The organism is Palleronia marisminoris, assembly GCF_900172315.1.
Taxonomy (GTDB): Bacteria; Pseudomonadota; Alphaproteobacteria; order Rhodobacterales; family Rhodobacteraceae; genus Palleronia; species Palleronia marisminoris.
This window is the reverse complement of record NZ_FWFV01000001.1, coordinates 24,912-42,211: the sequence shown is the minus strand read 5'-3', so window position 1 is coordinate 42,211 and position 17,300 is coordinate 24,912. Positions and strand designations below refer to the sequence as shown.

At 65.1% G+C, this 17,300-nt stretch carries 18 protein-coding genes; 9 read left to right on the top strand and 9 right to left on the bottom strand.

What is annotated here, in order from left to right:
* The 7 genes from PAM7066_RS00235 to iscR are packed head-to-tail and all read right to left on the bottom strand — an operon-like array spanning position 1 to position 5,725.
* Entirely contained in the window at positions 1–1,299 is a 1,299-nt protein-coding gene (locus tag PAM7066_RS00235) for a SufB/SufD family protein (RefSeq protein WP_085852754.1), read from the bottom strand.
* Entirely contained in the window at positions 1,299–2,054 is a 756-nt protein-coding gene (sufC, locus tag PAM7066_RS00230; protein WP_085852122.1) for a Fe-S cluster assembly ATPase SufC, read from the bottom strand. The genes PAM7066_RS00235 and sufC overlap by 1 nt, the downstream gene beginning before the upstream one ends.
* A 27-nt stretch (positions 2,055–2,081) precedes the next feature.
* Complete coding sequence (locus tag PAM7066_RS00225) at positions 2,082–2,402, bottom strand: heavy metal-binding domain-containing protein (RefSeq protein ID WP_085852753.1); 321 nt, start codon at positions 2,400–2,402, stop codon at positions 2,082–2,084.
* Between the two features lie 20 nt (positions 2,403–2,422).
* On the bottom strand, positions 2,423–2,629 hold the full coding sequence (locus PAM7066_RS00220) for a hypothetical protein (protein ID WP_085852121.1): 207 nt from the start codon (positions 2,627–2,629) through the stop codon (positions 2,423–2,425).
* Position 2,630: 1 nt separating this feature from the next.
* Positions 2,631–4,169, bottom strand: coding sequence for a Fe-S cluster assembly protein SufB (gene sufB / locus PAM7066_RS00215; protein ID WP_085852120.1), 1,539 nt, complete (start codon positions 4,167–4,169; stop codon positions 2,631–2,633).
* 12 nt (positions 4,170–4,181) lie between these two features.
* Positions 4,182–5,231: a cysteine desulfurase family protein gene (locus tag PAM7066_RS00210; RefSeq protein ID WP_085852119.1), complete on the bottom strand. Its 1,050-nt coding sequence runs from the start codon at positions 5,229–5,231 to the stop codon at positions 4,182–4,184.
* A gap of 32 nt (positions 5,232–5,263) precedes the next feature.
* Positions 5,264–5,725 (bottom strand): Fe-S cluster assembly transcriptional regulator IscR, encoded by a 462-nt coding sequence (gene iscR, locus PAM7066_RS00205; protein ID WP_085852118.1) that lies wholly within the window; start codon positions 5,723–5,725, stop codon positions 5,264–5,266.
* A 170-nt stretch (positions 5,726–5,895) separates the two neighbouring features.
* Between iscR and PAM7066_RS00200 the strand changes: the two genes are divergently transcribed.
* The 3 genes from PAM7066_RS00200 to gst are packed head-to-tail and all read left to right on the top strand — an operon-like array spanning position 5,896 to position 7,906.
* Positions 5,896–6,549 (top strand): alpha/beta hydrolase, encoded by a 654-nt coding sequence (locus tag PAM7066_RS00200; protein ID WP_085852117.1) that lies wholly within the window; start codon positions 5,896–5,898, stop codon positions 6,547–6,549.
* A 3-nt stretch (positions 6,550–6,552) separates the two neighbouring features.
* A complete protein-coding gene (locus tag PAM7066_RS00195) occupies positions 6,553–7,185 on the top strand; it encodes a glutathione S-transferase family protein (RefSeq protein ID WP_085852116.1) in 633 nt (210 codons plus the stop codon).
* A 25-nt stretch (positions 7,186–7,210) separates the two neighbouring features.
* The gene (gene gst / locus PAM7066_RS00190; RefSeq protein WP_085852115.1) at positions 7,211–7,906 is read left to right on the top strand and encodes a glutathione transferase, Atu5508 family; all 696 of its coding nucleotides are present in this window, start codon (positions 7,211–7,213) and stop codon (positions 7,904–7,906) included.
* Positions 7,907–7,961: 55 nt separating this feature from the next.
* On the opposite strand, the gene wrbA is transcribed toward gst, so the two are convergent.
* Together wrbA and PAM7066_RS00180 are read right to left on the bottom strand one after the other, a co-directional pair.
* Entirely contained in the window at positions 7,962–8,555 is a 594-nt protein-coding gene (gene wrbA / locus PAM7066_RS00185) for an NAD(P)H:quinone oxidoreductase (RefSeq protein ID WP_085852114.1), read from the bottom strand.
* Between the two features lie 91 nt (positions 8,556–8,646).
* Positions 8,647–8,805, bottom strand: coding sequence for a YqaE/Pmp3 family membrane protein (locus PAM7066_RS00180; RefSeq protein ID WP_085852113.1), 159 nt, complete (start codon positions 8,803–8,805; stop codon positions 8,647–8,649).
* Between the two features lie 181 nt (positions 8,806–8,986).
* Between PAM7066_RS00180 and PAM7066_RS00175 the strand changes: the two genes are divergently transcribed.
* The 6 genes from PAM7066_RS00175 (at position 8,987) to guaA (ending at position 17,290) form a co-directional block, all read left to right on the top strand.
* Positions 8,987–11,188, top strand: a complete 2,202-nt coding sequence (locus tag PAM7066_RS00175) for an NADP-dependent isocitrate dehydrogenase (protein WP_085852112.1) — start codon at positions 8,987–8,989, stop codon at positions 11,186–11,188.
* Between the two features lie 64 nt (positions 11,189–11,252).
* Entirely contained in the window at positions 11,253–12,464 is a 1,212-nt protein-coding gene (locus PAM7066_RS00170) for an NADP-dependent isocitrate dehydrogenase (protein WP_085852111.1), read from the top strand.
* Positions 12,465–12,593: 129 nt separating this feature from the next.
* Entirely contained in the window at positions 12,594–13,196 is a 603-nt protein-coding gene (locus tag PAM7066_RS00165) for a YitT family protein (RefSeq protein ID WP_085852110.1), read from the top strand.
* Positions 13,197–13,207: 11 nt separating this feature from the next.
* Positions 13,208–13,537, top strand: a complete 330-nt coding sequence (locus PAM7066_RS00160) for a DMT family transporter (protein ID WP_085852109.1) — start codon at positions 13,208–13,210, stop codon at positions 13,535–13,537.
* A gap of 100 nt (positions 13,538–13,637) precedes the next feature.
* Positions 13,638–15,455 carry a translational GTPase TypA gene (gene typA / locus PAM7066_RS00155; RefSeq protein WP_085852108.1) on the top strand — a complete coding sequence of 606 codons (1,818 nt, stop codon included), beginning with the start codon at positions 13,638–13,640 and terminating at the stop codon, positions 15,453–15,455.
* A 248-nt stretch (positions 15,456–15,703) separates the two neighbouring features.
* Positions 15,704–17,290: a glutamine-hydrolyzing GMP synthase gene (gene guaA, locus PAM7066_RS00150; protein ID WP_085852107.1), complete on the top strand. Its 1,587-nt coding sequence runs from the start codon at positions 15,704–15,706 to the stop codon at positions 17,288–17,290.
* Positions 17,291–17,300: the final 10 nt, after the last annotated feature.

The window sequence follows — 17,300 nt, the reverse complement described above, 5'->3', positions numbered from 1 at the left end:
TCAGTCCGCGTGCCGCTCGAGCCAGTTTTCCAGCCGCGTGCGCAGGCTCTCGGCGATGGCGTCCTCTTCGATCTCGGCCAGCGTTTCGGCGAGGAAGGCGAGCACGAGCAGGTCCATCGCACGCGCATGCGGCACGCCACGGGCCTTGAGGTAGAACAGCATCTCCTCGTCGATGGACCCGGTGGTGGAGCCGTGCGAGCAGGCCACGTCGTCGGCGTAGATCTCCAGCTCGGGCTTGGCGAGGAACTGGCTGTCGCCGTCCAGCAGCAGCGACTGGCTGATCTGGTAGCCGTCGGTCTTCTGCGCGCCGGCCTTCACGAGGATCTTGCCCTGGAACACGCCGAGCGCACCGTTCTTCAGGACCTTCTTGAAGACCTGCCGGCTTTCGCAGTTCACCGCGTCGTGGGTGACGAACACCGTATCGTCGTGGTGGAACTTGGCCACCTTGCCGTCCCCGATCGCGGCACCCGCCACATGGGCAGCGGCGTCGTCACCGGTGAACTCGATGATGTGCTCGTTCCGGGTCAGCGCCCCGTTCAGCGACAGCGTGAACGACTTGCACACGGACTCCTCGCCAAGACGGGCGAAGGTGTGGGTGTTCGCGCGACGGTCGCGGTTGCGGCCTTGGGCACGCACGTGGTGGAACGTCCCGCGATCCGCGATGTCGGCCTCCAGCACCGTATTGAACCGCGCGCCCGGCGCGCCGGCTTCCAGCAGCGTGACCTCGGCGCCCTCTTCGACCTTCACGACATGGTGCAGGATCGGGTCGCTGTCGGACTTTTCGTGGACGTAGCGGATGCAGATCGGCTTGGCCGCCTTGCCCGTTGCCCGGATCAGCACGCCGTCACTCGCGAAGGCGGTGTTCAGCGCGGCGAACGGCCGGACCACCGGGTCCTGTCCGCGCAGCTCCAGCGCGCCGTAGACCTCGCGCGCCCAGTGGATGTCGGCGCCTTGCACCTCGGAGAGGCGCGAGATTTCGACGCCCTCCAGCGTAAGATCGTCCGACGCCTCGGCGTCGAACACACCGTCGCGGAACACGAGGCTCAGCGCGTCGATCCCGTCGAAGATCGGCGCTTCGTCGCTTTCGTCCATGGGCGCAGCGCCCGGGACGTCCACTGCGTTCAGCTCGGCCGGACGGGTCCAGCGCCAGTATTCGTCACGCGGCCCCGGCAGTCCGGACTTGGTCAGCCGCGCCAGCGCATCGGCCCGTGCCGCACGTGTCCAGCCATCCTGAACGGGCAGCGTGAGCGCGGCGAGGCGCGCTTCGGTCGCGTCCTGTTTCGCCTGCGGCAAAGCCATCATGCGTTCTCCTTCAGGATGTCGGTGTACCCGTTCTTCTCGACCTCGAGGGCGAGCTCGGGGCCGCCGGTCTTCACGATGCGGCCGTCGGACATGATGTGCACGACATCGGGCTGGATGTGGTCCAGAAGGCGCTGGTAGTGGGTGATCACCAGGAAGCCGCGGTCGGGGCTGCGCAGGGCATTCACGCCTTGCGCCACCAGCTTCATCGCATCCACGTCGAGGCCAGAGTCCGTCTCGTCCATGATGCAGAGCTTGGGCTCGAGCATGGCCATCTGCAGGATCTCGTTGCGCTTCTTCTCGCCGCCCGAGAAGCCCACGTTGACGGGACGCTTCAGCATCTCGGCATCGATCTGCATCTCCTTGGCCTTCTCGCGGATGACCTTCAGGAACTCCGCCGAGGACATCTCTTCCTCGCCCCGCGCCTTGCGCTGCGCGTTCACGGCCGTCCGCATGAAGGTCATGTTGCCAACACCCGGAATTTCAACGGGATATTGGAAGGCAAGGAACATGCCGGCGGCGGCACGCTCTTCCACGTCCATGTCCAGCACGTCTTCGCCCAGAAGCGTGGCAGAGCCTTCGGTGACTTCGTAGCCTTCGCGCCCGGCAAGGACGTAGGACAGCGTCGACTTGCCCGAGCCGTTCGGTCCCATGATCGCATGGACCTTGCCGGCCTCGACCGTCAGGTTCACGCCTTTGAGGATCTCTTTACCTTCTTCTTCAAGAGAGGCGTGCAGGTTCTTGATCTCTAGCATTGTTTCTTCCTTCGTCTCGTGTTCGGATCATTCGACCGTGACAGCGGTGCCACTGGCCGAAACCATGAGCATCCCATTGTCCTTGCCGACGACCTCGTAATCCAGATCGACGCCCACGACCGCATTGGCCCCGGCGTCGCGCGCGCGGTCTTCCATCTCTTTCAGAGCGGTCTCGCGCGCTTCATTCAGCGATTTCTCGTAGCTTCCCGACCGTCCGCCCAGGATGTCCGTGATCCCGGCAAAGAGGTCACGAAAGACGTTGGCGCCAAGAATCGCCTCGCCCACGACGATGCCGTGGTAGCGGGTGATCTTCTTGCCCTCGATCGAGGGCGTGGTGGTGACGATCATCTGCGATTGCGACCAGAAGCTCATTTCCGTCTCCGTTTGAACATGAGGCGCCCTGCGACCCATCCGATGGCGGCCGACACGGCCAGGACGATCAGAACGCGCGGCATGGGGCTTTGCAGCCACCACGCCAGGAACATGATGAGCCCCAGCACGACCGCCACGGCCACCGTCAGCGTGACGTAGAAGCGCGACTTGCCAGGTGCCCGAATGGGGTCGAGTTCCCCCAACTCAGCCCACCGAGCCTTCGAGGCTGATGGCGACAAGCTGCTGCGCTTCCATCGCGAATTCCATCGGAAGGGCCTGCAGGACCTCCTTGCAGAAGCCGTTGACGATGAGGGCGACCGCCTCTTCCTCGTCCATGCCGCGCTGCTGGCAGTAGAACATCTGGTCATCGTCCACCTTGGAGGTGGTCGCCTCGTGTTCCACCCGGCTGCTGTTATTCTTGACCTCGATATAGGGAACCGTGTGCGCGCCGCACTTGTCGCCGATCAGAAGGCTGTCGCACTGGGTGTAGTTGCGCGAGTTCTTGGCCTTGGGGTGCATCGAGACGAGGCCGCGATAGGTGTTCTGCGCATGCCCCGCGCTGATCCCCTTCGAGACGATCCGGCTGCGGGTGTTTTTCCCGAGGTGGATCATCTTGGTGCCGGTATCGGCCTGCTGCCAGTTGTTGGTGATGGCGATCGAGTAGAACTCGCCCTGGCTGTCGTCGCCGCGCAGGATGCAGGAAGGGTACTTCCATGTCAGCGCCGAGCCGGTCTCGACCTGCGTCCAGCTCACCTTCGACCGGTCGCCCCGGCAATCGGCGCGCTTGGTGACGAAGTTGTAGATGCCGCCCTTGCCGTTCTCGTCGCCGGGATACCAGTTCTGGACGGTCGAATACTTCACCTCGGCATCGTCGAGCGCCACGATCTCGACCACGGCCGCGTGCAGCTGGTTGGTCTCGCGCATCGGCGCAGTGCAGCCTTCGAGGTAGCTGACATAGGCGCCCTCGTCCGCGATGATCAGCGTCCGCTCGAACTGGCCGGTGTTCTCGGCGTTGATGCGGAAATAGGTCGACAGTTCCATCGGGCAGCGCGTGCCCTTCGGGACATAGACGAACGACCCGTCCGAAAAGACGGCCGCGTTGAGCGTCGCAAAGTAGTTGTCCTGCACCGGCACGACGCTGGCGAGGTACTTCTTCACCAGCTCGGGGTGCTCCTGCACCGCCTCCGAGATCGAGCAGAAGATGACCCCGGCCTGCGCGAGCTCCTTCTTGAAGGTCGTGCCCACGGACACGCTGTCGAACACCGCGTCCACGGCGACCTTGCGCTCGCCCTTCGCATCCGCCGGCGCACCTTCCGCACCCTCGACACCTGCCAGAATCATCTGCTCTTTCAGAGGGATGCCGAGCTTCTTGTAGGTCTCCAGAAGCTTCGGATCAACCTCGTCGAGGCTTTTCGGCTTCTCCTTCATCGAGGAGGGCTTGGCGTAGTAATACTGCTCCTGGTAGTCTACCGGCGCGTAACGCAGCATCGACCAATCCGGCTCATCCATCTTCTGCCAGCGACGGAAGGCGTCCAGGCGGAACTCGAGCATCCATTCGGGCTCGGAGTTGCGCTCGGAGATCAAGCGCACGATGTCCTCCGTCAGGCCCTTGGGCGCGAAGTCCATCTCGATCTCGGTATTCCAGCCGTGCTTGTAGGCGCCCGACAGCTGCTTGACGGCATCGACGGTCTCCTGGTCGACGCCCTCTTTCACATCTTGATCCATGACGGTCTGATCGTCCATGTCGGTCTCCTTTCAGGCGGCACGCGCCCGGTGCTTGTTCCACTGACGCAGCCACGCTTCCGCGAACCGGCTCACGTCCTCATCGGTTGTCGTCGGCCCGAGCGACACACGGATCGCCGAGCCCGCAGCGTCGGGGTCCATCCCCATCGCCGCCAATGTCCCCGACCCCCTGAGCTTGCCGCTCGAGCAGGCAGAGCCTGCGCTGACGGCGAACCCTGCGAGGTCCATCTGCATGACCTGCGTCTCGCCCTTCCAGCCGGGCGTGACAAGCAGACTCGTGTTCGGCAGCCGGGACGCGTCCTTGCCTACGCAGATAAGACCCGAGGCCTCGCGCATCAACGCGTACTCCAAATAGTCCCGCCGCGCCGCGACGTCTTTCCAGACCCCACCTGCCAGGTCCGCCGCCGCCGCCTCGGCCGCCGCGCCGAAGCCTGCGATTGCGGCCACATTCTCGGTGCCCGCACGGCGTCCCATCTCCTGCCCGCCGCCACGGGCGCGGGCGGCGATGTCGAGGCCGCGCCTGAGGATCAGCGCACCGATCCCCTTCGGGCCGCCGATCTTGTGCGCCGAGACGAAGGCCATGTCCGCCCCCGACCATTCGAAGGCGAAGGGGATCTTGCCGAAGGCCTGCGTCGCGTCAACGACCGCCAACCCGTCCGGCAGGTCCTGCACCACGCCCGTCTCGGAATTCGCGGCCTGCACCGCCGCGCGTCCCGGCTCGGCCACCGTCACGCGCCCCTGCGCATCCACCGGCAGCGACGGATCGCACCACGCCAGCACGGCCTCGTGCTCGACCGGCGCGCAGAGCAGCCCGCGATCCGCGCAGGCCATCGCCGCGGCTTCGGTCGCGCCCGAAACGAAGACGATGTCCGCGTTCTGCGCGCCAAGCGCCTCGGCGATCTGTGTGCGCGCGCGCTCTACTGCGGCCCGCGCCGCACGCCCCTCGGCATGGATCGAGGACGGGTTGCCCGCCAGATCCATCGCAGCGACCATCGCCTCGCGCGCCTCGGGCCGCAGCGGCGCCGTGGCGTTCCAGTCGAGATATGTGCGCCTCTGCTGCATCTTGCCTCTGGCAGGCCCGCGATCGGGCCGGTTCAGGTTTCGTCCACCACCTCGAACAGCGCAGGGACTGCGGGGCACGGGGCCAGAGCGTTGCCCGTCACGTCCGACAGGCGCGTCTGGTGGAGGAACACATAGACATGGGCGGACAGGGATTCCCACAGGCGATTGTTCAGCGATTGCGCGCGCGTGCCGGACATCCCGCCCTTTGCGCCGGCCCCCGACTCCATGGCCGAGACGGTCTCGTCCACCGCTTCGAGGATGTCCGAGATGCGGATATCCGACGGCGACCTGGCCAGACGGTATCCCCCGCCCGGCCCCCGCACCGATTCCACAAGGCCCGCGCGCCGCAGCTTGACGAAGAGCTGCTCCAGATAGGCCAGCGACACGTTCTGCCGCTTGGAGAGCTCGCCCAGCGAGATCAGCTTGTCCCCGGGGGCGAGTGCGAGGTCCGTAAGCGCCACCATTGCGTAGCGTCCCTTGGTGCTGAGCTTCACCGCGATCTCCCCCGAGCCATTGACGATAGCGCAGCCTGCGGCTACCTGCGTTCTCCGATCGCGGGCCACTGACCCGCTCGGATTTAGAAAGGTTCTAAGGTTTTCCGGCGGTCGCGTCAACACGATCACGCCGGGTTCCCTAGTCCCGTCTCAGACACGGAGCGCCGCACATGCCCGAGGTGATTTTCCCCGGACCCGAAGGTCGCCTAGAAGGCCGTTATCACCCGCAGCGCAAGACCGACGCGCCGATTGCCATCATCCTGCACCCGCACCCCCAGTTCGGCGGCACGATGAACAACCGCGTCGTCTATAACCTGCATTACGCCTTTCACCAGCTTGGCTTCACAGTGCTGCGCTTCAACTTCCGGGGCGTCGGGCGCAGCCAGGGCGAATACGACCAGGGCGTCGGCGAGCTGTCCGACGCGGCCTCGGCTCTCGACTACCTCCAGACGCTGAACCCCAACGCCAAGCATTGCTGGGTCGCGGGCTTCTCGTTCGGCGCGTGGATCGGGATGCAGCTTCTGATGCGCCGGCCCGAGATCACGGGCTTCATCAGCGTCTCGCCCCCGGCCAACATGTACGACTTCTCATTCTTGGCGCCCTGCCCCTCCTCTGGTCTCGTCGTGAACGGCACCGCCGACCGCGTGGCCCCGCCGAAGGACACGCACACTCTTGTCGGCAAGCTGCACGAGCAGAAGGGCATCACCATCACCCACGAAGAGATCGAGGGTGCCGGCCACTTCTTCGAGGACCCGCACATGGAGCCGATGATCGGCATGGTGCAGGATTACGTGAAGCGCCGCCTGACCGAAACGACGCGCTGATCCATGACGATCATCGTCCACCACCTCGAGAACTCCCGCTCGCAGCGCGTGCTGTGGATGCTGGAAGAGCTGGGCCTGCCCTACGAGGTGAAGCGCTACGAGCGTGACAAGCGCACAATGCTCGCGCCGGACGAGCTGAAGCGCGTCCATCCCCTGGGCAAGTCGCCGATCATCGAGGATCGCGAGACGGGTCTGGTGGTCGCCGAGTCCGGGGCGATCCTGTCCTACCTCGTGGACCGCGCCGGCGGCACGCTCGGCGCGCCGATGGATGACGAGGACGGGCTGCGCTTCCGCTTCTGGATGCACTACGCCGAGGGGTCGATGATGCCGCCGCTTCTGCTGCGGCTGGCGATGTCGAGGGTGCCCCTGTTCGGTCGGGCGGCGATGCGGCGGGTGCAGCCGATGATCGACGTTCATCTCGACTATGTCGAAAGCGAGCTCTCGCAGCGGCCGTGGTTTGCCGGCGAGGAGATCAGCGCGGTTGACGTGATGATGAGTTTCCCGCTCGAAGCCGCACGCTCGCGCGCCGGTCTGGATAGCAGCCGCCCCGCCACGATGGCTTGGTTGGACACGATCCAGGCGCGGCCGGCCTACCAGGCCGCGCTGGCCAAGGGCGGCCCCTACTCCTACGCTTGAGGCATCACCCACAAGGGATGCCCCGATGGCCGACTACACGCTCCACTACTGGCCGCTGCCGTTCCGCGGTGCGTTCATCAAGTCGCTCATGGCGCTGACGGATTCGTCCTGGGACGAGCGCCCGCCCGAGGACGTCTCTGCGCTGATGCGGGATGACCCGCAGTCCCAGCCGGTGCCGCACATGGCGCCCCCGGTCGTTACCGACCATGCGGCCGATCTGTCCCTGTCGCAGTTGCCGGCGATACTCGGGTACCTGGGGCGCAAGCACGACCGTATGCCGTCTGACCAGGCGCGCGCAGCGCTGACGGACAAGATCGTCGCGGACGCCAATGACGTGCTCTACGAGATCACGCTGCACAACGGCGCGCAGATGTGGACGCAGGAGGCGTGGGACGGCTACCTTCCCCGCCTCGCCCGCTGGATGCGGATATTCGAGGAGACCGGGCGCCGCCACGGATTGACGCCAGAGAGCGGCCACATGCTCGGCACCGAAGCGCCGGGCGTCGCCGATATCGTGGTGTTGAACCTGTGGGGCGTGATGACCGAGAAGCTCCCCGCGCTGCGCCCGATGCTCGACGAGAACGCACCGGCGATCGCTGCCCTGTCGAACCGGCTCGCCGAACGGCCCGAACAGGCCGCCTTGCTTCGACTGGCCGAGGCTGAACATGGCGACCTCTGGTGCGGCGGGCAGATCGAGAAATCCCTGCGCGCCGTGGTCTGAACAGGTGGACGGCGGCACGTCAGACGCGCCGCCGCCTTGTCGTCGAGTTCTAGTCTCAGCCGACGATCTTCTTGGTGATCTCGACCAGCCGGGTTGCCTGGAACGCGACGCTCTTCTCGCCCGTCTCGCCCCATTCGCCGGCGGCCATCGAGAAGCCGTAGGGGTTGCCGCCGTCCTCGAACTTGATGCCGTCTGAATAACCGGGCGCGACGATGATGCAGCCCCAGTGCATCGCGGTGATGTAGATCGACAGGAACGTGGTCTCGTGCCCGCCATGCTGGGTCTGGGCCGAAGTGGTCGCCGTGATCGTCTTGTTGACCAGCTTGCCCTCCTGCCACAGCGGTCCCATCGTGTCGAAGAAGGCGCGCACCTGGCTCGAGACCACCCCGAACCGCGTGGGAGCGGAGACGAATATGCCGTCGGCCCAGGCCATGTCGTCGGGCGTCGCCTCGGGGATGTCGGCCATGCGCTCCTGCTGCGCTTTCCAGGCCTCCTGGCCGTCGATGACCTCTTGCGGCGCAGTCTCGCGAATCCTGCGCAGCCGGACCTCGGCGCCTGCCGCTTCGGCCGCTTCGGCGGCCTTCAGGGCGACCTTATGGTTCGTGCCGTAGGTGGAGTAGAACAGGACGATGATTTTCGGGTTGGCCATGGATTCCTCTGATATCAATGCATTCGCCGCCGATCTAAGGGATACCGGAGGCGCGGTCGATTGCGCAGGACGATAGACGTGTTGTGCGCGCTCAGCGTCGCGCGATGATCCAGATCGCGTGGATGACGCCGGGGATGTAGCCAAGCAGGGTCAGCAGGATGTTGATCCAGAACTGCAGGCCCAGCCCGACCTGCAGAAAGACGCCGACCGGCGGCAGGAGGATCGACAGGATGATGCGGATGATGTCCATTTTCGTGGCTCCGAGAACTGTTGATGACGTTGTCCTGCCAACCTGTGCGCCGCTCGGCGGTTCCGCACGGCTCGGCAACCGCTCATACCAGTATACAGCGGCATACAAAGTTTCCCTTTCCGCCGAAGCGGCTATCGTCTAACAGGCGGGTAACCCCAAACGACCTTTCCGAGAGGCTTCCATGTCCGAGACTCCCGATATCGTCTACACCACCGTCGACGAGGCCCCCGAACTGGCGAGCGCCTCGCTGCTGCCGATCATCCGCCGCTTCGCCAAGGCTGCCGGCATCACGATCGAGACGCGCGACATCTCGCTGGCCGGCCGCATCCTGGCGGCTTTCCCCGACCGTCAGAAAGGCGAGGTTCGCGACGACTTGGCGTGGCTCGGCGAGTGGGTGAAGACGCCCGAGGCCAACGTGATCAAGCTACCGAACATCTCGGCTTCCACGCCGCAGCTCGAAGCTGCGATCAAGGAGCTTCAGGCGCAGGGCTACGACCTGCCCGACTACCCGCACGAGCCCGGGACCGACGCCGAAAAGGACGCCCGCGCCCGCTACGACGCGATCAAGGGTTCGGCGGTGAACCCCGTCCTGCGCGAGGGCAACTCGGACCGCCGCGCCGCGAACGCGGTCAAGAAGTTCGCCCAGAACAACCCCCACCGCATGGGCGAATGGAAGAGCGACTCGAAGACCCGCGTGGCCTCGATGTCCGGCGGCGACTTCCGCTCGAACGAGAAATCCATGACGCTGTCCGCCGATCAGGCTGGGCCCGCGAAGATCGTCCTGACCGCCGATGGCGGGACCGAGACGGTGCTGAAGGACGGCGTCCAGCTGCACGAGGGCACCGTCCTCGACGCGACCTTCATGTCCGCCAGCAAGCTCGACGCGTTCCTCGCCGACGAGATCGCGAAGACAAAGGAGGACGGCACGCTGTTCTCGCTGCACCTCAAGGCGACGATGATGAAGGTCTCGGACCCGATCATCTTCGGCCATGCGGTCAAGACCTTCCTCAAGCCCGTCTTCGATAAATATGGCGACGAATTGAAGGCTGCCGGCGTCGACCCGAATGGCGGCCTCGGCGCGCTTTACGCCAAGATCGAGAACAAGCCCGAGATCAAGGCCGAGATCGAGAAGGTCATGGTCGAGCGGCCCCCGATGTACATGGTGAACAGCGCAAAGGGCATCACCAACCTGCACGTCCCGTCGGACGTCATCATCGACGCCTCTATTCCCGCGCTGATCCGGGACGGGGGCAAGGGCTGGGGCCCGGACGACGCGCAGCACGACACCACCTGCGTCATCCCCGACGACACCTACGCACCGGTCTATGACGAGACGATCGCCTACTTCAAGGAGACGGGCGCCCTTGATCCTTCGACGGCCGGCACGGTGCAGAATATCGGCCTGATGGCCCAGAAGGCCGAGGAATACGGCTCGCACCCGACGACGTTCGAGATCCCGACGGCCGGCACCGTCCGGGTGATCGCGTCCAATGGCGACGTGCTGCACGAGCATGCGGTCGAGGCCGGCGACATCTGGCGCGCCTGCACCGTCAAGAAGGCGCCGATCGAGGATTGGGTGGCGCTGGCCATCGAGCGTCAGAAGGCCGAAGGCTGCGAGGCGATCTTCTGGCTCGATGCAGACCGCCCGCACGACGCGCAGCTGATCGAGTACGTGACGCCGATCCTCGAAGCCCGTGGCGTCGCGGACAATTTCGCCATCATGGCCCCGCGCGAGGCGACCCGCCGGACCTTCGAGACGATCCGCGAGGGCAAGACGTCGATCGCGATCACCGGCAACGTGCTGCGCGACTACCTGACCGACCTCTTCCCGATCCTCGAGCTTGGCACCTCGGCCAAGATGCTGTCGATCGTGAAGCTGATGCAGGGCGGCGGCCTGTTCGAAACCGGCGCCGGCGGCTCGGCCCCCAAGCATGTGCAGCAGCTGGTCGAGGAAAACCACCTGCGCTGGGATAGCTTGGGCGAGTTCTGCGCCTTGGCCGAGAGCCTGAAGTTCCTGGGCGAAAGCCGTGACAATGCCAAGGCGCGCGTCCTGGGCGAGGCGGTCGAAGCCGCGACGCAAGGCGTGCTGGACCACGATCGCTCGCCCTCGCGCAAGACGGGCGAGCCTGACAACCGCGACAGCCACTACTGGTTCGCCCGCTACTGGGCCGAGGCGCTGGCGTCGCAGGACAAGGACGCGGACCTCGCAGCCGAGTTCAAGCCGGTGGCCGAAGCGCTGGCCGCGAAGGAGGCCGATATCATCGGCGAGCTACACGGCGCGCAGGGCAAGTCCGTCGATATCGCGGGCTATTTCCACCCGGACGACGACAAGAAATCCGCGGTCATGCGTCCGTCGAACACGCTGAACGACATCATCGCTTAACGCGTTGCGCTTAGGGTGCCCCGAACGCGGGGCGCCCGCCACCATCAGACTGACAGGATCCAGCATGTCGAAGATCAAGGTCGAGAACCCCATCGTCGAGCTCGACGGAGACGAGATGACCCGGATCATCTGGGATTTCATCAAGCAGAAGCTCATCCTGCCGTATCTGGACGTCGATCTGCTCTACTACGACCTCGGCATGGAAGAGCGGGACCGGACCGACGACCAGATCACCGTGGACGCCGCCGAGAAGATCAAGGAGGTCGGCTGCGGCGTGAAATGCGCCACGATCACGCCCGACGAGGCCCGCGTGGAAGAGTTCAACCTCAAGAAGATGTGGCGCAGCCCGAACGGCACGATCCGCAACATCCTGGGCGGCGTGGTCTTCCGAGAGCCGATCATCTGCTCGAACGTGCCGCGCCTCGTGCCCGGCTGGACCGAGCCGATCATCATCGGTCGCCATGCCTTCGGTGACCAGTACCGCGCCACCGACATGAAGTTCCCCGGCCCCGGCACGCTGACGATGAAGTTCGTGGGCGAGGACGGCACCGAGATCGAGGAAGAGGTCTACAAGGCCCCCTCGGCCGGGGTGTTCATGGGGATGTACAACCTCGACGACTCGATCCGCGACTTCGCCCGCGCCTCGTTCAACTACGGCCTGAACCGCGGCTACCCGGTCTATCTTTCGACCAAGAACACGATCCTGAAGACCTATGACGGCCGCTTCATGATCCTGTTCCAGGAGATCTTCGACGCCGAGTTCAAGGACCAGTTCGAAGAGGCGGGCATCTATTACGAGCATCGGCTGATCGACGACATGGTCGCGTCCTCGATGAAGTGGTCTGGCGGCTATGTCTGGGCCTGCAAGAACTACGACGGCGACGTGCAGTCCGACACCGTCGCGCAGGGCTTCGGGTCTCTGGGCCTGATGACCTCGCGCCTGATGACGCCGGACGGGAAGATCGTGGAATCGGAGGCGGCGCACGGCACCGTCACCCGTCACTTCCGCCAGCATCAGGAGGGTAAGCAGACCTCGACCAACTCGGTCGCTTCGATCTTCGCTTGGACCGGCGGCCTGCGCCACCGCGCCAAGCTGGATGACAATGCCGAGCTGATGACCTTCGCCGAAAAGCTGGAGAAGACGGTCGTCGATACCGTCGAATCCGGCGACATGACGAAGGACCTGGCTCTGCTGGTCGGCCCGGATCAGCGCTGGCTGACGACGCAAGGGTTCCTGGACAAGGTGGACGCGAACCTGCAGAAGGCGCTCGGCTGACGATCGCTTGGCGGCGCATCGGCCCTCGCCGGTGCGTCCCTTTCTCAAAGCTGTCACGACGGCCCATGTCCCTTTCAAGGTCACAGCCCGGGGGCTTGCCGATCCATGCTGCAGGCGCAAGAAGGACGCATGTCCGAACCCTCTCAGCACAGCTTCTTCGATGATGCGCAAGGCATCGCCTTCGGCACATTCACATGTGCCGTGGGATTGCATATCCTGACCTTCTGCGGGCTGATCACCGGCCAGACAGCGGGGCTGGCCGTTGTAATCTCGTACCTGTCGGGGTGGTCCTTCGGCTTGGTCTTCTTCGTGATAAACCTTCCATTCTACTGGTTGGCCTGGCGCCGCCTGGGGCCGATCTTCACCGCCAAGAGTTTGATTTCCGTCACGATCCTGTCGGTGCTGACCGAACTTCTTCCAGCGGGCTTCGCGATCGAGCGACTCAACCCGGGCCTCGGCGCAGTGATTTTCGGAGCCCTCACTGGCGCGGGCCTGCTTGCCCTGTTCCGCCACGGCGGATCGCTCGGCGGTGTCGGTGTGGTGGCTCTGCTCATACAAGACACGTCGGGGTTCCGCGCGGGTCACGTGCAGTTGCTGTTCGACCTTGTCCTCTTCAGCGCCGCCGCCTTCCTCTTTCCATGGACGATCGTGCTGTGGTCGTTGCTGGGCGCGGTGGTTCTGAACTTCGTGATCGCAATCAACCACCGGCGCGACCGCTACGTCGCAACCTGAAGGAGCGCGCCATGGCTTATGTGTATCTCGTCCTTGCGGTAATTGCAGAAACGATCGGCACCTCCGCCCTGCAAGCCAGCCAGCAATTCACGCGCCCCCTGCCCTCGGTTCTGGTCGTGATCGGCTACGGGCTGGCCTTCTGGTTCCTGGCGCATGTCCTGCGGACCATTCCGGTTGGCGTGGCCTATGCGATCTGGTCCGGGCTGGGCATCCTCTTTATCGCGGTGATCGGATGGCTGGTGTTCCGCCAGCCACTGGATTTGCCCGCGGTGATCGGGATGGCCCTCATTCTGTCGGGCATCGTGGTCATTCAGGTCTTCTCCGGCACGGCGGCTCATTGACGCCGCGAAAGCCGGGACGCACGGTAACGCGAGGCTTTCCCGCTTCCCATCGGAGCGGGCGCAGGGTAATGCGCCGGCGACCTTCGGAAAAGGACGCTTTATGGATCTGCGCAATATCGCCATCATCGCCCACGTCGATCACGGCAAGACGACCCTCGTGGACGAACTGCTCAAGCAGTCGGGCGTCTATCGCGAGAACCAGCAGGTGGTCGAGCGCGCGATGGACTCCAACGACCTGGAACGCGAGCGCGGCATCACGATCCTCGCCAAGAACACGAGCGTCGTGTGGAAAGACACCCGCATCAACATCGTCGACACGCCCGGCCACGCCGATTTCGGCGGTGAGGTCGAGCGTATCCTGTCGATGGTCGATGGTGTGGTCCTGCTTGTGGACGCGGCCGAAGGGCCGATGCCGCAGACCAAATTCGTGACGTCGAAGGCCCTCGCCCTCGGCCTGCGTCCGATCGTGGTGCTCAACAAGGTCGACAAGCCCGACGCCGAGCCCGACCGGGCCCTCGACGAGGTGTTCGACCTCTTCGCGTCGCTCGACGCGGACGAGGACCAACTCGACTTCCCGCATCTCTATGCCAGCGGCCGCTCTGGCTGGGCCGATTCCGAGCTGGACGGGCCGCGCAAGGGCCTCGACGCGCTGTATAACCTCATCGTCCGCCACGTGCCGCCCCCGCGGCAGCAGTCGCGGAAGAACGAAGACTTCCGCATGCTCGCCACGACCCTTTCGGCCGACCCGTTCCTTGGTCGGTTGCTGACGGGCCGGGTGGAGTCGGGCAAGCTGAAAGCCGGCGCGACGGTCAAGGCGCTGTCCCGCCAGGGCCAGCTCATCGAGCAGTTCCGCGTCAGCCGCATCCGCGCCTTCCGTGGCGTCGAATATACAGATATCGAAGAGGCGGCGGCGGGCGACATCATCACGATTTCGGGCATGCAGAAGGCGACCGTGGCGGACACGATCTGCGCGCTGGCCGTGGACGAGCCGCTTCATGCGCAGCCGATCGATCCGCCGACGATCTCGGTCACCTTCGGCATCAACGACAGTCCGCTGGCAGGGCGCGACGGCAAGAAGGTCCAGTCACGGGTGATCCGCGACCGCTTGATGACCGAAGCCGAGTCGAACGTGGCGATCCGGGTCGAGGACACCGAGGGCGGCGAAGCCTTCGTTGTCTCGGGCCGTGGCGAATTGCAGATGGGCGTTCTGATCGAGAACATGCGTCGCGAGGGATTCGAGCTTTCGATCTCCCGCCCGCAGGTGCTGTTGCGCGAGATCGACGGAAAGGTGCACGAGCCGATCGAAGAAGCCACGATCGACGTGGACGACGAGTATTCCGGCGCGGTGATCGAGAAGCTGACAGGCCCCCGCAAGGGCGATCTGGTCGAGATGAAGCAGGCTGGCGCGGGCAAGACACGGATCGTGGCGCTGATTCCGTCGCGCGGCCTGATCGGCTATCACGGCGAGTTCCTGACCGACACGCGCGGCACCGGCATCCTGAACCGCGTCTTCCATTCCTGGCAGCCGCACCGGGGGCCGATCCCGGGCCGTCGGCAGGGCGTGCTGATCTCGATGGAAAGCGGCACCTCGGTCGCCTATGCGCTGTGGAAGCTCGAGGATCGGGGCAAGTTCTTCATCGGGGCGCAGGAAGCGGTCTACCAGGGCATGATCCTGGGCGAGCACAGCCGCGACAACGACCTCGAGATCAACCCGCTGAAGGGCAAGCAGCTGACCAACGTGCGCGCCAGCGGCACCGATGAAGCGGTCCGCCTGACGACGCCGGTCCGGATGAGCCTAGAGCAGGCGATCGCCTATATCGACGACGACGAACTCGTCGAGGTCACCCCGAACGCGATCCGCCTGCGCAAGCGCCATCTCGACCCGCACGAGCGCAAGCGCGAAGCCAAGAAGGCCTGAGCGGCGGAAACTTCCGAAATGAATGACGGGGACGCTCGAACAGGCGTCCCCGTCAATCGGCTGTTAAGGTTACCGGAGCAGGTTCGGCTTGCGGTACAGGCTGCCTAGTCGATGACCGCGACGCACGACCGGCCCTGCGCTGTAGGTCGAGGCGCGGGGCTACCAGGGCAATCCCGCGCCGAAACCTCCTTTCTTGCTCTGGCGCTCGGGTGCTTGCGTGCGCCGGCCCGTGGCGCTATCGGCAGCCCATGACAGACGCACCGATCGAACCGGCCCACCAGGCCGACCACCAGAAGCTTCTCATCATCGATTTCGGCAGCCAGGTGACGCAGCTTATCGCGCGTCGCCTGCGTGAAATCAGCGTGTATTGCGAGATCCACCCGTTCAACGCCGTCGATGAGGCGTTTCTCGATGAGTTCGCCCCCCGCGCAGTAATCCTCTCGGGCGGGCCGGCGAGCGTCCCGGACGAGGGCAGCCCGAAGCCGCCCGCCAAGGTCTTCGAGCTGGGCGTTCCGGTCCTCGGCATCTGCTATGGCCAGCAGGTGATGATGCACATGCTGGGCGGCGAGGTGGTGCGCACGCAAGGCTCGGCCGAGTTCGGTCGCGCCTACCTCGAACCCGGCGATGACCGGCTCGAGCTCTTCAACGGCTGGTTCCAGGGACATCGCGAACAGGTCTGGATGAGTCACGGCGATCACGTCTCGCGCCTTGCCCCCGGCTTCGCGCCCTATGCGACGTCGCCCGGAGCCCCGTTTGCCGTCGTGGCCGATCCCTCGCGACGCTTCTTCGCAACCCAGTTCCACCCCGAGGTGCACCACACCCCGAACGGTCCCAAGCTTTTCGAGAACTTCTGCGCGCTTGCCGGCTTCACCGGCGACTGGACGATGCAGGCCTATCGCGACCAGGCCGTGCAGGCGATCCGTGACCAGGTCGGTGATGCGCGCGTGCTTTGCGCGCTGTCCGGCGGGGTCGATTCATCGGTCACGGCGGCGCTGATCCACGAGGCGATCGGCGACCAGCTCACCTGCGTCTTCGTCGACCACGGGTTGCTGCGGAAGAACGAGGCGCAGGAAGTCGTCGAGATGTTCCGCGACCACATGAACCTGTCGGTCATCCATGCGGATGAAAGCGACCTGTTCCTGACCGCGCTTGAAGGGGTCAGCGACCCCGAGCAGAAGCGCAAGACAATCGGCAAGCTCTTCATCGACGTGTTCGAGAAGCACGCCCATGCCATCGGCGGCGCGGACTTCCTGGCACAGGGCACGCTCTACCCGGACGTGATCGAAAGCGTCAGCTTCTCTGGCGGGCCGAGCGTGACCATCAAGAGCCACCACAATGTTGGCGGCCTTCCTGAAAAGATGGGAATGAAGCTGGTCGAGCCGCTGCGCGAACTCTTCAAGGACGAGGTTCGCGCGCTCGGGCGCGAGCTCGGTCTGCCTGCCCATTTCATCGGCCGGCATCCCTTCCCCGGGCCCGGTCTCGCCATCCGCTGCCCTGGCGAGATCACTCGCGCCAAGCTCGAGATCCTGCGCGAGGCCGACGCGATCTTCATCGACCAGATCCGCAAGCACGGGCTCTATGACGAGATCTGGCAGGCCTTCGTCGCGATCCTTCCCGTCCGCACCGTAGGCGTCATGGGTGACGGACGCACCTACGACTACGCCTGCGCCCTGCGTGCCGTCACCAGCGTGGACGGGATGACGGCCGACTACTATCCGTTCGCCCACGACTTCCTGGGCGAGACGGCGACGCGGATCATCAACAATGTCCGCGGGATCAACCGGGTGACCTACGACATCACGTCGAAGCCTCCGGGCACGATCGAGTGGGAATGACCCTCGCCTC

Bases quoted from the DNA above. Each gene is read 5' to 3' on its own strand.
- PAM7066_RS00235 (WP_085852754.1), bottom strand. From the start codon at position 1,299: ATGGCTTTGCCGCAGGCGAAACAGGACGCGACCGAAGCGCGCCTCGCC.
- sufC (WP_085852122.1), bottom strand. From the start codon at position 2,054: ATGCTAGAGATCAAGAACCTGCACGCCTCTCTTGAAGAAGAAGGTAAA.
- PAM7066_RS00225 (WP_085852753.1), bottom strand. From the start codon at position 2,402: ATGATCGTCACCACCACGCCCTCGATCGAGGGCAAGAAGATCACCCGC.
- sufB (WP_085852120.1), bottom strand. From the start codon at position 4,169: ATGGACGATCAGACCGTCATGGATCAAGATGTGAAAGAGGGCGTCGAC.
- PAM7066_RS00210 (WP_085852119.1), bottom strand. From the start codon at position 5,231: ATGCAGCAGAGGCGCACATATCTCGACTGGAACGCCACGGCGCCGCTG.
- PAM7066_RS00200 (WP_085852117.1), top strand. From the start codon at position 5,896: ATGCCCGAGGTGATTTTCCCCGGACCCGAAGGTCGCCTAGAAGGCCGT.
- PAM7066_RS00195 (WP_085852116.1), top strand. From the start codon at position 6,553: ATGACGATCATCGTCCACCACCTCGAGAACTCCCGCTCGCAGCGCGTG.
- gst (WP_085852115.1), top strand. From the start codon at position 7,211: ATGGCCGACTACACGCTCCACTACTGGCCGCTGCCGTTCCGCGGTGCG.
- wrbA (WP_085852114.1), bottom strand. From the start codon at position 8,555: ATGGCCAACCCGAAAATCATCGTCCTGTTCTACTCCACCTACGGCACG.
- PAM7066_RS00180 (WP_085852113.1), bottom strand. From the start codon at position 8,805: ATGGACATCATCCGCATCATCCTGTCGATCCTCCTGCCGCCGGTCGGC.
- PAM7066_RS00175 (WP_085852112.1), top strand. From the start codon at position 8,987: ATGTCCGAGACTCCCGATATCGTCTACACCACCGTCGACGAGGCCCCC.
- PAM7066_RS00170 (WP_085852111.1), top strand. From the start codon at position 11,253: ATGTCGAAGATCAAGGTCGAGAACCCCATCGTCGAGCTCGACGGAGAC.
- PAM7066_RS00165 (WP_085852110.1), top strand. From the start codon at position 12,594: ATGTCCGAACCCTCTCAGCACAGCTTCTTCGATGATGCGCAAGGCATC.
- PAM7066_RS00160 (WP_085852109.1), top strand. From the start codon at position 13,208: ATGGCTTATGTGTATCTCGTCCTTGCGGTAATTGCAGAAACGATCGGC.
- typA (WP_085852108.1), top strand. From the start codon at position 13,638: ATGGATCTGCGCAATATCGCCATCATCGCCCACGTCGATCACGGCAAG.
- guaA (WP_085852107.1), top strand. From the start codon at position 15,704: ATGACAGACGCACCGATCGAACCGGCCCACCAGGCCGACCACCAGAAG.